Genomic DNA, 14,054 nt, shown 5'->3' with positions numbered 1-14,054 from the left:
CCATGAAATTCGACACCCCCGCAACCCTCAACCCGATTGACCAGCTAAAGACCATCGGCCAGCCGATGAACCGCATCGACGGCCTGCTCAAGACCACCGGCACGGCGCCTTATGCCTATGAACGGCATGACGTGGTCCAGCACCCGGCCTATGGCTATGTGGTGGGCTCGGCCATCGCCAAGGGCCGCATACGCAGCATCGGGCTGGCGCAGGCAAGCCGCGCGCCCGGCGTGCTCGCCATCGTCACCGCACAGAACGCTGGCAAGCTGGGCCAGGGCAAGATGAATACCGCGCCGCTGCTGGCAGGCCCCCAGGTGGCCCACTATCACCAAGCCGTGGCCCTGGTGGTGGCGGAGACCTTCGAGCAGGCGCGCGCTGCCGCGCAGCTGGTCCGTGTGGACTACGAGCCCGTGGCTGGCGCCTATGACCTGGCCAAGGCCAAGGACTCCGCCGTGCCACCCGACAGCATCAATGGCGATGCGCCGGACACGGCCATTGGCGATTTCGAAGGCGCCTTCGCTTCGGCCGCCGTGAAGGTGGACGCCACATACACCACGCCAGACCAGTCGCACGCCATGATGGAGCCCCATGCCACGCTGGCCGCATGGAAGGGCGACCAGCTCACGGTATGGACCTCGAACCAGATGATTGCCTGGGGCCAGGGCGAGCTGGCAAAGACACTGGGCATTCCCAAGGACAAGGTGCGCCTGGTCTCGCCATTCATTGGCGGCGGTTTTGGCGGCAAGCTGTTCCTGCGGGCCGATGCGCTGCTGGCTGCATTGGGCGCTCGCGCGGCAGGCCGGCCCGTCAAGGTCGCACTGCAGCGCCCGCTGATGGCCAACAACACCACGCACCGCCCGGCCACCATCCAGCGTGTGCGCATCGCGGCAGGGCAGGACGGCAGGATCACCGCCATCGGCCACGAAAGCTGGTCGGGCGACCAGCCCGGTGGATCGGCGGACGGTGCCGTGGACCAGACCCGCCGCATGTATGCCGGCACCCACCGCATGACCGCCACGCGCCTGGCCGTGCTGGACCTGCCCGAGGCCAATGCCATGCGTGCCCCGGGCGAGGCCACGGGGCACATGGCACTGGAAGTTGCCATGGACGAGCTGGCGGAAAAGCTCGGCATCGATCCCGTGGAACTGCGCATCCGCAACGACACCCAGGTGGTGCCGGACAGCGGCAAGAAGCCGCAAGCCAAGGCGAAGGAAGGCACCCCTGCCCAGGAGCACAAGCCGTTTTCCCGCCGTGAATTCGTGCAGTGCCTGCGCACGGGCGCCGAGCGCTTCGGATGGAGCCAGCGCAATCCCCAGCCGGCCCAACGACGCGAAGGGCGCTGGCTGATCGGCCTGGGCATGGCCGGCGCCTACCGAGGCGCGCCTGTCATGAAGTCCGCCGCCCGCGTGCGCCTGGACAGGCGGGGCATGCTCACCGTGGAAACCGACATGACCGACATCGGCACGGGCAGCTACACCATCATTGCCCAGACGGCGGCCGAGATGCTGGGCCTGCCGCTGCAGCAGGTGCGCGTGCGGCTGGGCGACTCCGGCTTTCCCGTGTCGGCCGGCTCGGGCGGGCAATGGGGTGCGGCCAGTGCCACCTCCGGCGTCTATGCCGCCTGCGTGAAGCTGCGCGAGGCCGTGGCGCGCAAGCTGGGCATGGACCCGGCGACGGCCGAATTCTCGGATGGGCATGTGCAGGCGGGCGGCAAGCGCCGGGCCCTGGCCAGTGCTGCCGGCGACGCCGACCTGACGGCCGAGGATGCCATCGAATTCGGCGTGCTGGACAAGAAGATGCAGCAGTCCACCTTTGGCGCTCACTTCGTGGAGGTGGCCGTGGACGCATTCACCGCCGAGGTCCGCGTGTGCCGCATGCTGGCCGTTTGCGCGGCCGGCCGCATCCTCAATCCCAAGACGGCCCGCAGCCAGGTCATCGGCGCCATGACCATGGGCGTGGGAGCGGCCCTGATGGAAGAGCTGGCCGTGGACACGCGCCTGGGCTATTTCGTCAACCATGACCTGGCAGGCTACGAGGTGCCCGTGCATGCCGACATCCCGCACCAGGAAGTGATCTTTCTGGACGAGGTCGATCCCATGGCCTCGCCCATGAAGGCCAAGGGTGTGGGCGAGCTGGGCATCTGCGGCGTGAGCGCAGCCATTGCCAACGCCATCCACAACGCCACCGGCGTGCGGGTGCGCGACTACCCGATCACGCTGGACAAGCTGCTGGCAGGCCTGGGGAGGCTGGCATGAGAGGGGACTGCACCTGAGGCAGCCCGCTCAGTCCCTGGATTCTTGATGAAAGAAGGCCGGTCACCTCTGGGTGGCCGGCCTTTTTGCACGCGGCCATCAATAGAACGCATAGCTTGCGCGTCCGTCGGCATTGGCCTGGAAAGGCTGGCGTGGAGATACTTTTTGCACTGGGGAATGTCGGCGCTGTGCGCTCCGAACGCAGCCTGTCCCCCAGTTTTCCCCACAAAAGAACCTGGCCTGGGCGCAAAGCGCCTGCCAGGGCAAAGAGACAACCTGCTCCGACAAGGACTTGTATGAAAGATATCCGCAAGACGATGGACGAGGGCGCCATGGCGCCGTTCCAGTGGCTGGCCGTGGCCATCTGCACCCTGCTCATCATGCTGGACGGCTTCGATGTGCTGGTGATGGCCTTCACCGCCTCGGCCGTCGCTGCCGAATGGAAGCTCAACGGGGCCCAGCTGGGCGTGCTGTTCAGCGCCGGTCTGATCGGCATGGCCCTGGGCTCGCTGTTCCTGGCGCCCGTGGCCGACCGCCGTGGCCGGCAACCCATCATCGTCCTGTGCCTGGTGCTGGTGTCCGTGGGCATGCTGCTGTCTGCGGCAGCGCGCAGCCATGTCGAGCTGGCAGCCCTGCGCGCCATGACGGGCGTGGGCATTGGCGGCATGCTGGCCAGCGTGGGGGTGATCACCTCTGAGTATTCATCGAACAAATGGCGCAGCACGGCGATTGCGCTGCAGGCCACGGGCTATCCGATTGGCGCCACGCTGGGCGGACTCATGGCCGCCTGGCTGCTGACACACCATGGTTGGCGCTCGGTCTTTGTGTTCGGCGGCCTGGCCACGGCGCTGATGGTGCCCATCGTGCTGTGGCGCCTGCCGGAGTCGGTGGATTTCCTGATGGGCCGTCGCCCGGCGCGTGCGCTGGAAAAGCTCAACCGCCTGATGGCACTCATGGGGCACCCCGCCATGCTGCAGCTGCCCGCGCAAGCCGGCCGTGACGTCCAGCAGGGCAATACCGTGGCCGCCTTGTTCAGGAACGGCCTGGCGCGCCCCACGCTCATGCTCTGGGCCGGCTTCTTCCTGCTGATGTTCAGCGTCTACTTTTCCCTGAGCTGGACGCCCAAGCTGCTGGTGCAGGCGGGCCTGTCGGCGCAGCAGGGCGTGACGGGCGGCGTGCTGCTCAACCTGGGCGGCATTGCCGGCGGCAGCCTGTTCGGCCTGCTGGCGGTGAAGGCCAAGCTGCGGCATCTGGCCATGGGCAGCCTGCTGCTGAATGCCTTGTTCACCGCGCTGTTCGGCCTGGCCTCGGCCAGCCTGGGCTGGGCGTTCGCCGCAGCGGTGGGCGTGGGCGTGTTCCTGTTCGCCTCCATGGCCGGGCTGTACGGGTTGGTGCCGGCCACCTATCCGGCCCAGGTGCGCGCCACCGGCATGGGCTGGGCCATAGGCATTGGGCGCATAGGCGCCATCGTGGCGCCCACCATGGCCGGCCTGCTGCTGGACGGCGGTTGGCAGCCCGCCTCGCTGTACTACGTCTTTGCCTTGCCGCTGATTGCCGCTGCGCTGGCCGTGTGGGCCACGGGCGCCGGCCGCACCCTGGCGCCGGGGGGTGGCGCGCTGCGAGCGCCTGGTGCTTGATCCTTGAACCCCTATCCGTGAGCAGGAGAAACACTTCCATGGCATTGGACAAACCCTATCTAGACGTACCGGGAACCACGGTCTTCGACGCCGAGCAGTCCCGCAAGGGCTACTGGCTCAACCAGTTTTGCATGTCGCTGATGAAGGCCGAGAACCGCGAGCGCTTTCGGGCTGACGAGCGCGCCTATCTGGGCGAATGGGCCATGACGGCCGAGCAAAGACAGGCCGTGCTGGACCGCGACCTGAACCGCTGCATTGCGCTGGGCGGAAACATCTACTTCCTCGTGAAGATCGGCGCCACCGACGGGGTCAGCGTGCAGAACATGGTCTCGACCATGAGCGGCATGAACGAGGAGGACTACCGCCAGATGATGCTGGGCGGCGGACGCAGCATCGAAGGAAACCGCTACCTGCATGAGCAGGAACGACAGGAAAAAGGCATCTGATGGCACGCATCACCGCATCCGTCTACACCTCGCATGTGCCCGCCATCGGCGCGGCCATGGACCTGGGCAAGGCGGGCGACCCCTATTGGCAGCCGCTGTTCAAGGGCTTCGAGCACTCGCGCCAATGGCTCAAGGACAACAGGCCCGACGTGATCTTCCTGGTCTACAACGACCACGCGACCGCGTTCAGCCTGGACTTCATCCCGACGTTTGCCATCGGTACGGCCGCCGAATACCAGCCCGCCGACGAAGGCTGGGGCCCGCGCCCCGTGCCCAAGGTCGTCGGCCATCCGGAGCTGGCCAGCCACATCGCGCAGTCGGTGATCCAGCAGGACTTCGACCTGACCATCGTCAACAAGATGGACGTGGACCACGGCCTGACCGTGCCGCTGTCGCTGATGTGCGGCCAGCAGGATGCGCGCACGGGCGCCTGGCCCTGCCCGGTGATTCCGTTTGCCGTCAACGTGGTGCAGTACCCCGTGCCGTCGGGCCAGCGCTGCTTCAACCTGGGCCGGGCCATCCGCCGCGCCGTGGAAAGCTTCGATGAAGACCTGAACGTGCAGATCTGGGGCACGGGTGGCATGAGCCACCAGCTGCAGGGCGCGCGTGCGGGCCTGATCAACAAGGAGTGGGACAACCGCTTCCTGGACCTGCTGATCGAGAACCCGGCCGGCCTGGCCAAGATGCCGCATATCGACTACGTGCGCGAGGCCGGCTCCGAAGGCATCGAGCTGGTGATGTGGCTGATCGCGCGCGGCGCCATGGCCGATGTGGATGGCCCCGCGCCGCTGCCCAAGGTCAACCATCGCTTCTACCATGTGCCCGCGTCCAATACGGCCGTCGGCCACCTCATTTTGGAGAACGCAGCATGAGCCGGCCTTGCGTGGTACTTCTGCCGGGCCTGCTGTGCGACGAGACGGTCTGGCACGAGCAGCAGGCGGCCCTGTCCTTTGCCGGTGTTGCCGAGTGCATTGTTCCGTCCTATGGCGCGGCGGCCACCATCGAAGACATGGCGCGCCTTGTGCTGGACTGCGTGGCGGCCGAGCGGTTTTCGCTGGCGGGCCATTCCATGGGCGGGCGCGTGGCCCTGGCCATTGCCGACATGGCGCCCCAGCGCGTGGAACGGCTGGCCTTGCTGGACACCGGCATGGACCCCATCGCCCCGGGCGATGCCGGCGAGAGCGAACGCGCCAAGCGCATGGCGCTCTTGCAGATCGCCCGGCACAGCGGCATGCGCGAGATGGGCCTGCAATGGGCGCGCGGCATGGTGCATCCCGACCGGCTTGATACGCCACTGTTTGGCGAGGTGCTCGACATGGTGGCGCGCTTCACGCCCGAGGTGTTTGCTGCGCAGATCAATGCCTTGCTGAACCGCCCCGATGCGGGCGATGTGCTCCGGCAACTGCGCTGCCCGACCCTGCTGGCCTGCGGTCGCCAGGATGCCTGGAGCCCGCTGTCACGCCATGAGCGCATGCAGGCCCTGTGCCCGGGCGCCGAGCTGGTGGTGATCGAGGACAGCGGCCACATGAGCACCATGGAGCAGCCGCAGCAGGTGTCGCGGGCACTGCTCGACTGGATGGGGCGCTGAGCGAGCGCTGCGCTCAGGCTAGGCCGGCGGATCGCCCACGGCCCGCCGGCAGGCCTGCATGAACAGCTCCAGGTCCTGCGATGCCGTGCTCAGCGCACGCGTGGCCAGCCCGATGCGCCTGCGTGTGGAAGGCAGGTCCACAGGCACGATGGACAACTGGCCGCCGTGGTCATCCTGCAGGGCCTGTCCGCGCGAGGCCAGGGCCAGCCGGCCGGTCTGCAGCACAAAGGCCAGCGTCATGGTCGGGCTGCTGGCGCGCAGGCTGGCGCGCGGCGGCTCCAGGCCCTGGCTGCGGAACAGCTGGACCATGGCGCGGTCGGCCGGCGTGCCGGGCAGGGGCGACACCCAGGGCCATTGCAGCAAATCCTCCAGAACCAGCTGGCCGCGGTCCAGGCAGGCATGGCCGGCCGGTGCCACCACGACCAGGTCATCGTCGAACAGGTGCAGCTGGCGTACCTCATCGGATGGCATGTCGGCGCGCAGGGCGCCGGCGATGGCGTCGATGTCGGCGCTCAGCAGGTGCTGCACCAGGCTCTCGTAGGTGCCGTCCACGATGCTGACCTCGATGTCCGGGTGGCTGGCGGCCAGGCTGTCGACCGCGCGCGGCAGGAAGATTCCCACCGACAGCGGCAGCACGCCGACCACCACGCGCCCCCGGATCTCGCCGCGCCAGGCGGAAATATCGCTGTCCATTCCGCGCACCTCGGCCAGGGCCAGCTTGACACGGCGCAGCAGCGCTTCGCCGGACGGCGTCAGCCGCGTGCCGAAGGCCAGCTTGTAGAACAGCTGCATGCCCAGACTGGTTTCCAGCCCCTGCAGCGCCGCATGCACGGCGGGCTGCGTCAGGCCCAGCCACTGCGCGGCCAGGGATTCGCTGCCGCAGTCGGCAATGGCCATGAGGGCGCGCAGCTGGCCCGCAGGCACGGTCTCGGCAAAACGCTCGGGCAGGGGAGGGCGCCTGGCCGCCAGCGTGGCGGCGGCCTGGGCGTCGGCCGCGCCGCTGCCCAGATGCTGGAGCATGGACTCGATGCGGGCGGCCAGCTGGCTGCCCAGCGGGGTCGGCATCATGCCGCGCGCGCCCCGCATGAACAGCGGCAGGCCACAGGCCTCTTCCAGTTGCAGCACCGAGCGCGCCACGGCTGGCTGAGAAAGATGCATAGCCTGGGCGGCCCGCGTGGTGCTGCCGTGGCGCACCACGCCCAGCATGGCGCGCATGGCCCGCAAATGGCCTGCCAACTCGGGAAAATGCGAAGGATTGCTGGTGGCCGGGCCGGTCCAGGGGGCAAGGTAAAGGTTCATGGAAAGGCGCTGAACGGCACGTTGGAAAACCGTGTTTTGATTGTCCCATAAGAAAAACGCATTGATGGCCGGGGCTCCGGCATTGGCCGGATCGATGCCAGCGTGGAATGCTTGGAGCCTGGATCAAGACAGCCCATCGCAGGCTGCGAATTCCGGGGAGACAAGAAACATGAACCATGAAATCGACCGGCTGCTGGCCCGCCAGGCCTGCCTGGACCTGGTGCTGCGCGCTGCTGCCTTTGCGGATGCCGGTGATGCCCAGGCCCTGGCGCAGCTGTTTGCCGAAGACGGCCAGCTGCAACGGCCCGGCGGCGAGGTGCTGGGCGGGCGCGCAGCCATCGCCGCCGCGTACTCCCGGCGTCCCGCGGGCCGCATGACCCGGCATCTGGTCACCAACACGCTGGTGGAACTGCAAGGCCCGGACCGCGCCAGCGCGCGCAGCCAGGTGCTGCTGTGGTCCTGCGACGAGGCCGATGCCATCACGCCGCACGGCCGCCCGGCCCAACCGCGCCAGCTCGTTGGCGAGTTCGATGACATCTTTGGCCGCAGTCCTGAAGGCCATTGGCTGATCACGCGCCGCGTGGCGCGCTTCGTCATGTACCGGGACCTCCCGGGCACCTGAAGCGCAGGGCGCCCAGCCGCTTTCTCCCATTTCCCCGCGCCCACCACTCTCGCCTTTCCCAAGGCGCAGCGTTGCGGCGTGCCGATTCCGCAACGACAACAACAGGAGACAAAAGCATGAAACGCACTCTCAAGAGCATTCCCCAACCCCCAGCCAAGCGCCCACTGCGGGCTTGTCTGGCCCGCCTCGCCCCACTCGCCATGCTGGCAGCAGCAGGCGGCGCCCAGGCCCAGACCGGCTCATCGGTGACGCTGTACGGCCATCTGGACACCGGCATCGAGCACCTGACGAATGTGCAAGGCGGCGGATCGCTGACGCGCATGCCCGGCCTCACGGGAACGGCACCGTCGCGCTGGGGGCTGCGCGGCAGCGAGGATCTGGGCGGCGGCCTGAGCGCCGTCTTTGCGCTGGAGTCAGGCTTTGGCCCGGATGCCGGCACCTTCAACCAGGGCGGGCGGGGTTTCGGGCGCCAGGCCTGGGTGGGACTGTCCGGCGGCTGGGGCAGCGTCTCGCTGGGGCGCAACTACACCATGCTGTACTGGGCGCTGTTCGACGCCGACCTGCTGGGTCCCAACGCCTTCGGTCTGAGCAGCCTGGACAGCTACATCCCCAACACGCGCACCGACAACTCCCTGGCCTACCGGGGGCGCTTTGGCGCCTGGAGCCTGGGTGCGGCCTACAGCCTGGGACGCGATGCCGTCAACGCCGGCCCCAGCCCGGCCGGCACCAACTGCGCCGGCGAATCGGCCACGGACAGGCAGGCCTGCCGCCAATGGTCCGCCATGCTGAAGTACGACACCGCGCCCTGGGGCTTTGCGCTGGCCGTGGACGAGATGCGCGGCGGCGCCGGCGCATTTGCAGGCCTGACGCGCTCGGACCTGAAGGACCGCCGCATCATGCTCAACGGCTATGCCGCGCTGTCACCCACCATCAAGCTGGGCGCCGGCCTCATGCGCCGCGACAACGACGCGGCCCAGGCGGCCTCGGCCAGCAACGGCGCCACGCCGCGCAGCACCCTGGCATGGGGCGGCCTGTCCTGGTCCCCCAGCGCCGCCGTCGTGGTCGATGGCCAGCTGCAGCAACTGCGCTACGCCCAGGGCGGCGACCGCTCCACCCTGCTGGCCCTGCGCGCCACCTACAGGTTCTCCAAGCGCACGGCGGTCTATGCCCAGGCCGCGCGCATTGACAACGGACAGCGCCTGGCCATCTCGGTCAGTTCGGCCGCAGCCGGTGGCAGCCCGCTGGCGGGCGCGTCGCAGACCGGCCTGATGCTGGGCCTGCGCCACTCGTTCTGAAACCGAAGGCCAGGCCGGCCGCATCCAATGCGACGCATGGAGCGTGTGATCACCAGCGCGAAGAGCCGACGCGCGGGCACTTGAAAGTGCACACCACGCTCTAGATCTGTACAGCGCGGCCGATGAACTGAATGGGCCCTGTCGGGCGACCGATCGGGGAGCCGCCTTCTGGCTCCAGGGTGAGCTCGAAAAGCTGATTCGGCTGCAGAGGCGGCAACTGGTCTACCGGCACTTCGATGGCTTCGCCCGGTTTGACCAGACCCAGGGACACCGGCGCTTTCCAGCCGTCGGCCTTGGTCCAGAACTGCAGGGATTTTTCCGCCGGAATGGCATCCTTGCCCAGTGGCAAAAGGCGCAGACGGCCTTCAGACTGGGCCTGGACCACCCACCCGGGGGCCTGATTCTGCGGCGCGGCCAGCACGACGAAATAGCGCGGGGCAGCCGGCGGTGATGCCTCTCGCACCACCAGCACAGCCGCTAGCAGTGCTGCAGCTGCAAAGCCGCCACCCGCCAAACCGCGCCAAAGGGCAAGGCTATCCCAGTGCCACCAGGCACCACGCTGTGCGCGGACCGCTGGCCGGGCCGGCTTGACGCTGGCTGCGATGCGCTGCCACAGCGTTGCGGAGGGCTCGATGGGGGGCGCCAGCTGAACCAGCGGCAGGAGCCGTTGCTCCCACGCCTGCACGGCCGTGCGCAACGCAGGCTCGTAGGGCAGACGGGATTCGATGGAGCGGCGCTGGGCTGCATTGAGGGTGCCCAATACGTACTCGCCGGCCTGCATCTGGAGATCGTCCGGGGAGCCGTCATCCGTCGACCCTGAGGGATTGGGGTGGGTGTCGCCGCTCATTGCATGCACTCTCTCAGGGCACGCAGTCCGCGTTGAACCCAGGCCTTGACCGTACCAAGCGGCGCCTGCACACGCGCCGCAATTTCGCTGTGGCTGCAGCCGTCCACGTAGGCGTGCAACAGGCAGGCGCGGCGCTCGGGCTCCAGCCGGTCGAGGCAATCGCCAAGACGACCCAGCGTCGCCTGCCGCTCCCATTCACTGCCGCCTTCCTTCCATGCCGAAAGTGCGGCCTGGGCGTCATGCGCTTCATGGGCCGTTTCATCCAGCAAGGTTTCGCGTGCGCCATCCCGTACACGGTTGAGGGCGGCGTGCCGCACCACGCTGTAGATCCACCCTCGACCACTTCCGCGATTGCCGTCGAAGGTGGATGAGCGGTTCCAGATGGAGACAAACGCATCGTGCAGCACGTCTTCCGCAGCGGCGCGATCGCGGACGATGCGCAGTGCCACGCCGAGGAGAAAGCGCGCCTCGGCCTCATAAATGCGCTGCAAAGCATCGCGTTCGCCGCGTGCACATGCATGCAATGCTGCGTCATGGTCGAAAGCTTCGTTGTTCTGGGAGGCAGCGGGCGGCACGAAATGGAGCGAAGGGGGCGTTGCGGGAAATCCTTCGTCCAGTGTATCCGCGCCGCTGCCGGCTCTTACATGGGCTTCCAGAAGATGTAGTCGGCCTGGTACTTCACGGTGGTCTTCTGGCCCTTGTTGGCAGCCATGCAGGGCTTGTCAGCCGGCGCCACTCCGCCCTGGAGCGCCACGCGCTGGATGTAGCTCACACCCTCCAGCGCACCGCTGCCCATGGCCGGGTTTGCCTTCACCAGCTGGTAAGGCAGATTGCCTGCGCCGGACGGCGCCACAGCCAGCTGGGTGGCGGTGAGTTTGGAGCCGTCGTTGGCCTCCCAGGTTGCAGGGGGGCCGTAGTAGCGGCCCACTTGTTTGCCCATGCGGTCCTTCAGTACTGCATCGGGTCCCACAAAGACCCATTCCGTCTGGCCAGGCGCGTTGGCCTTGTCGCGGCACTCGTAGGTGATGTCACCGCTGCCTACGGTTTCCCACGCGACCTTGTTCCCTGCAGGAACCTGTATGGGGGCGGGCAGCGATGCCTGGGAGAAAGTGCTGGCCGGCTTGTGCATCGAGCCACAGGCAGCGAGCAGGGCCGCTGTGGCTACAGCGAAAGAAACGGCGGCGGTGCGGGATGCGGAACGAGAGGTCAACATTGCAATTCTCCAAACGGTTTTGTGAAGGGGACTGAAGCAGCGCATTTTTTGGGCTGCTGCTGGTACTACCCGCCATCGCATCGTTTGGATGCACTCCATGCGAAAATATTTTCGAGAAATGCCAGCGCCAGACTCCATCAGACTGCGGTTGGTGACATTCTTGACCTGCAGCACCCGGGCCACCTCTCCCGAGGCGCGCTGCTCCCAGTACGATCTCAAAGATGGGCGAGCATGTCCTTTGACGGAACGAAGAAGGCAATGCCTGTCACCGCCGCCGAGAAGTCAAGGATGCGGTCGTGGAGCGGGGGCGGGCTTCCGATGAACATCCGTTCGAGCATCTGCTCGATCACCCAAAGGTGCCTGGAATAACCGATGAAATAGGTTCCGTACTCCTTGAGTGCAGGCCTCGCGAGCTACAGACAACATCACTGACGGCTTCGCCAGATCCTCACTCCCATTTTTTCGGCATCTTCCCGGTACTCCTGGATTTTCTGCTTCAGGTACTCCTGCAGCGGCCTGCCGACCAGGGAGTAGGGGTACAGGTCGAAGTTCTCCAGAAGTGCCATGTAGCCAGGAAGGCCCATCGCCTTTTGCAAGGTGTCGGACCAGTAGCGTATTGCCGATGGAGGCGTGCCTGCCGCCATATAGAGCCCCCTGACCGTCATCCAGGTCACATCGACGCCTTGCTCCATTGCGGTCGGTATGTGCGCGAGTTTTCCGGGTACGCGGTCCGATGCCAGGATGGCAAGTATCCTGATCCTTTCCCCGGCGGAAATGGCATGCTGGGCTTCGGCCGCATCGCCAGGAAATGCGACCACATGCCCTCCGGCCAGGGCGCGCAGCGCCTCTCCGCCTCCCTCGAATGCCACGAATCTCATCTCGCGTGGATCACGTCCGGCCGCCCGGACCAGGCGGGCCGCCTTGATCCAGTCCTGGCTGCCCACCGTGCCTCCCGCGCCGAAAGGAATGGCCGCTGGATTGGCCCGGATCGCTCGCAACAGGTCGTCAAGCGAGCGATAAGGTGAATCGGCCCTTACCGCAACCACTCCATAGTCTGCGGCCAGGACCCCCAGCCAGTTCACCGAGGCAATGCTGTGAGGCCCGAATCTTCCTTGGGCAATATTGAGCAGCGATCCGCTGGAAAAAGCGATCAGCGTGCGTTCATCACCGAGCTGTTGCGTCGCGGCCTTGTCATAGGCCAGCGCACCAATTCCTCCCGGCAGATACTGAATCAGTGTTTTCGCATCGCCGCTGCGCGCGCCATCGAGCGCCTTGGCTGCCAATCGGCATGTCAGGTCAAAACCGCCGCCCAGCTTTGCCGGGGCGATGCACACGGCATTTTTGTTGACTCCCGGGTCCAGAACTTGCGTAAACGCGCTTGGCGATGTGGCCAGAACAGGAATGGCCGTCAACAGGGCTCGGCGTGTTTTGCACGCGGCATCCTGACGGGACGCAGCCAACCAGGGATTTTGCATTTGTCTCCATCCTTATTTTTTGGCAAGTGGCGCACTGTCCGTGTCTTCCCACTCAAGACTCACCAGCAACCCCCTTGCGCCGGAACCGTGCGCCAGGGTGAGCTTTCCTTTGTGTCTCTGTGCAATGATTCTTGCAATCGCAAGGCCCAGGCCGGAGCCCGAACCATCCATCGGTGATTGGCGGCCTCGTGTATAGCGGCGGCCCAGCAGAGCCAATTCGTCCTCCGGCAGCCCCGGTCCATTGTCTTCGACGGCCAGAATCCATCCGGTATCCGAACGCCGGCCCGTGATGGTTACCACGCTGCCACAAGGACAGTATTCAAGTGCATTCGATGCCAGATTCAGCACGGCCTCTTGAAGCAGCAATTCATCGCCCGTTGCAAATACTTCCTCCTCCACATTGACGCCCAGGTCGATGGAGCGCTGCCGTGCCTGGGGCAGCAAAGAGACGGCAATGCGCCGGACCAGCTCGCCCAGGTCGAAGGTCCGGAGATTCACCTCGGCCGACTCGCTTCTGCCCAGGGCCAGCAATTGCTGGGTCGTACGGGTCACGCCTGTCAGCTCTGCGTCCAGAGCGCCCAATGCATCATGGATCTGCGCGACATCATTGATCCGCTGCGCATAATCCATCTGTATGCGCAGCGTGGTCAGATGTGTGCGCAGTTGATGAGATGCGTAATCCAGAAATTCATGCTTGGAGGAAACAACAGCCTTCGTCACTTCAATCTGACGATTGACCGCCATGACCAATGGCCGCAAGTCCGATGGAAGCTCCTGCGTGCTTATCGGCGCAATATCATCGGCCCCGCGTTCCCGTACCTCTTTGGCCAGGCGGGTCACCGGCCTGAGCGCCGCAGCAACTGCAAGTGCCGTGGCGATCATCATGGAAAGGAACACGAAACCATCACGAACAAGGGTCCGCTGAAAGAACTTGTCAATGAATTGCTGGCGCGATTGCTTGCTTTCAGCCACTTGCACCGTGACCGTGTCGGCGGAGCTGCCGACAGGCTTTGCCGACAGATCTCTCATCAGCGCTGCCACCCTGACAGGTTCGCCAAAATAGAAGCCGTCGTAGAAAATCGGATTCTTTGACAGCGATGTCGGAGGCGGCGGCATGTCGGCGCTTCCCAATTCCACCAGATTGTCCGAAGTGGCAACCCGAAAATACACTTGGCCGCTCGCCGTGAGCTCAAAAAGATCGAATATGGAATAGGGGAGTTCAACCGAAAGTCCCCCTGAAGCGGTGGAGATGTTTGAATCTATCGAGCGAAGTGCACCCAGCAGCGATCTGTCATAGGCAGCGTTGGCCGAATCGATGGCATCCTGGCGCGTCAGATAAAGCTCCACGGATGTCACGGCGCCAAGAATCGGCACCAGAAC

13 protein-coding genes and 1 pseudogene are annotated in these 14,054 nt (G+C 66.0%); 7 read left to right on the top strand and 7 right to left on the bottom strand.

The annotated features are described in order from the left end of the window. Positions 1 to 2 precede the first annotated feature (2 nt). The 5 genes from paoC to DACI_RS19150 all read left to right on the top strand — a co-directional run bounded on the left by paoC (position 3) and on the right by DACI_RS19150 (position 5,923). A complete protein-coding gene (gene paoC, locus DACI_RS19170) occupies positions 3 to 2,255 on the top strand; it encodes an aldehyde oxidoreductase molybdenum-binding subunit PaoC (protein ID WP_012205641.1) in 2,253 nt (750 codons plus the stop codon). Between the two features lie 293 nt (positions 2,256 to 2,548). Beyond that, positions 2,549 to 3,889, top strand: coding sequence for an MFS transporter (locus DACI_RS19165; protein WP_012205640.1), 1,341 nt, complete (start codon positions 2,549 to 2,551; stop codon positions 3,887 to 3,889). Positions 3,890 to 3,927: 38 nt separating this feature from the next. Beyond that, positions 3,928 to 4,335: a protocatechuate 4,5-dioxygenase subunit alpha gene (ligA, locus tag DACI_RS19160; protein ID WP_012205639.1), complete on the top strand. Its 408-nt coding sequence runs from the start codon at positions 3,928 to 3,930 to the stop codon at positions 4,333 to 4,335. Beyond that, complete coding sequence (locus DACI_RS19155; RefSeq protein WP_012205638.1) at positions 4,335 to 5,207, top strand: class III extradiol dioxygenase subunit beta; 873 nt, start codon at positions 4,335 to 4,337, stop codon at positions 5,205 to 5,207. The genes ligA and DACI_RS19155 overlap by 1 nt, the downstream gene beginning before the upstream one ends. Then, positions 5,204 to 5,923: an alpha/beta fold hydrolase gene (locus DACI_RS19150; protein ID WP_012205637.1), complete on the top strand. Its 720-nt coding sequence runs from the start codon at positions 5,204 to 5,206 to the stop codon at positions 5,921 to 5,923. The genes DACI_RS19155 and DACI_RS19150 overlap by 4 nt, the downstream gene beginning before the upstream one ends. 18 nt (positions 5,924 to 5,941) lie before the next feature. Here DACI_RS19150 and DACI_RS19145 read toward each other — a convergent pair whose 3' ends face one another. Then, entirely contained in the window at positions 5,942 to 7,222 is a 1,281-nt protein-coding gene (locus tag DACI_RS19145; protein WP_012205636.1) for a LysR family transcriptional regulator, read from the bottom strand. Positions 7,223 to 7,391: 169 nt separating this feature from the next. Between DACI_RS19145 and DACI_RS19140 the strand changes: the two genes are divergently transcribed. Together DACI_RS19140 and DACI_RS19135 are read left to right on the top strand one after the other, a co-directional pair. Further along, complete coding sequence (locus DACI_RS19140) at positions 7,392 to 7,844, top strand: nuclear transport factor 2 family protein (RefSeq protein WP_012205635.1); 453 nt, start codon at positions 7,392 to 7,394, stop codon at positions 7,842 to 7,844. A gap of 116 nt (positions 7,845 to 7,960) precedes the next feature. Continuing rightward, positions 7,961 to 9,139 carry a porin gene (locus DACI_RS19135; protein WP_012205634.1) on the top strand — a complete coding sequence of 393 codons (1,179 nt, stop codon included), beginning with the start codon at positions 7,961 to 7,963 and terminating at the stop codon, positions 9,137 to 9,139. Positions 9,140 to 9,239: 100 nt separating this feature from the next. Here the strand turns inward: DACI_RS19135 and DACI_RS19130 are convergent, their stop codons facing one another. The 6 genes and pseudogenes from DACI_RS19130 to DACI_RS19110 all read right to left on the bottom strand — a co-directional run bounded on the left by DACI_RS19130 (position 9,240) and on the right by DACI_RS19110 (position 14,048). Then, entirely contained in the window at positions 9,240 to 9,986 is a 747-nt protein-coding gene (locus DACI_RS19130; protein WP_012205633.1) for an anti-sigma factor, read from the bottom strand. Continuing rightward, a complete protein-coding gene (locus DACI_RS19125; protein ID WP_012205632.1) occupies positions 9,983 to 10,561 on the bottom strand; it encodes a sigma-70 family RNA polymerase sigma factor in 579 nt (192 codons plus the stop codon). Before DACI_RS19125 ends, DACI_RS19130 begins: the two co-directional genes overlap by 4 nt. A gap of 65 nt (positions 10,562 to 10,626) precedes the next feature. Continuing rightward, positions 10,627 to 11,199, bottom strand: a complete 573-nt coding sequence (locus DACI_RS19120; RefSeq protein ID WP_034393786.1) for a DUF3455 domain-containing protein — start codon at positions 11,197 to 11,199, stop codon at positions 10,627 to 10,629. 215 nt (positions 11,200 to 11,414) lie between these two features. Beyond that, a pseudogene (locus tag DACI_RS31500) lies at positions 11,415 to 11,606 on the bottom strand (Dyp-type peroxidase); the annotation flags it as partial. Between the two features lie 18 nt (positions 11,607 to 11,624). Next, positions 11,625 to 12,674, bottom strand: a complete 1,050-nt coding sequence (locus DACI_RS19115) for a tripartite tricarboxylate transporter substrate binding protein (RefSeq protein ID WP_012205630.1) — start codon at positions 12,672 to 12,674, stop codon at positions 11,625 to 11,627. 12 nt (positions 12,675 to 12,686) lie between these two features. Beyond that, a complete protein-coding gene (locus tag DACI_RS19110) occupies positions 12,687 to 14,048 on the bottom strand; it encodes a sensor histidine kinase (protein WP_225971104.1) in 1,362 nt (453 codons plus the stop codon). Positions 14,049 to 14,054 lie beyond the last annotated feature (6 nt).

Origin of the sequence: Delftia acidovorans SPH-1 (assembly GCF_000018665.1) — a bacterium.
Lineage (GTDB): Bacteria > Pseudomonadota > Gammaproteobacteria > Burkholderiales > Burkholderiaceae_C > Comamonas > Comamonas acidovorans.
Note: the sequence above shows the minus strand (reverse complement) of the source record. Positions and strands in the feature narration are given on the sequence as shown.

Excerpts from the sequence above, each read along its gene's own strand:
- paoC (WP_012205641.1), top strand. The coding sequence starts at position 3 with ATGAAATTCGACACCCCCGCAACCCTCAACCCGATTGACCAGCTAAAG.
- DACI_RS19135 (WP_012205634.1), top strand. The coding sequence starts at position 7,961 with ATGAAACGCACTCTCAAGAGCATTCCCCAACCCCCAGCCAAGCGCCCA.
- DACI_RS19140 (WP_012205635.1), top strand. The coding sequence starts at position 7,392 with ATGAACCATGAAATCGACCGGCTGCTGGCCCGCCAGGCCTGCCTGGAC.
- DACI_RS19145 (WP_012205636.1), bottom strand. The coding sequence starts at position 7,222 with ATGAACCTTTACCTTGCCCCCTGGACCGGCCCGGCCACCAGCAATCCT.
- DACI_RS19130 (WP_012205633.1), bottom strand. The coding sequence starts at position 9,986 with ATGAGCGGCGACACCCACCCCAATCCCTCAGGGTCGACGGATGACGGC.
- DACI_RS19120 (WP_034393786.1), bottom strand. The coding sequence starts at position 11,199 with ATGTTGACCTCTCGTTCCGCATCCCGCACCGCCGCCGTTTCTTTCGCT.
- DACI_RS19155 (WP_012205638.1), top strand. The coding sequence starts at position 4,335 with ATGGCACGCATCACCGCATCCGTCTACACCTCGCATGTGCCCGCCATC.
- DACI_RS19165 (WP_012205640.1), top strand. The coding sequence starts at position 2,549 with ATGAAAGATATCCGCAAGACGATGGACGAGGGCGCCATGGCGCCGTTC.
- DACI_RS19150 (WP_012205637.1), top strand. The coding sequence starts at position 5,204 with ATGAGCCGGCCTTGCGTGGTACTTCTGCCGGGCCTGCTGTGCGACGAG.
- ligA (WP_012205639.1), top strand. The coding sequence starts at position 3,928 with ATGGCATTGGACAAACCCTATCTAGACGTACCGGGAACCACGGTCTTC.
- DACI_RS19115 (WP_012205630.1), bottom strand. The coding sequence starts at position 12,674 with ATGCAAAATCCCTGGTTGGCTGCGTCCCGTCAGGATGCCGCGTGCAAA.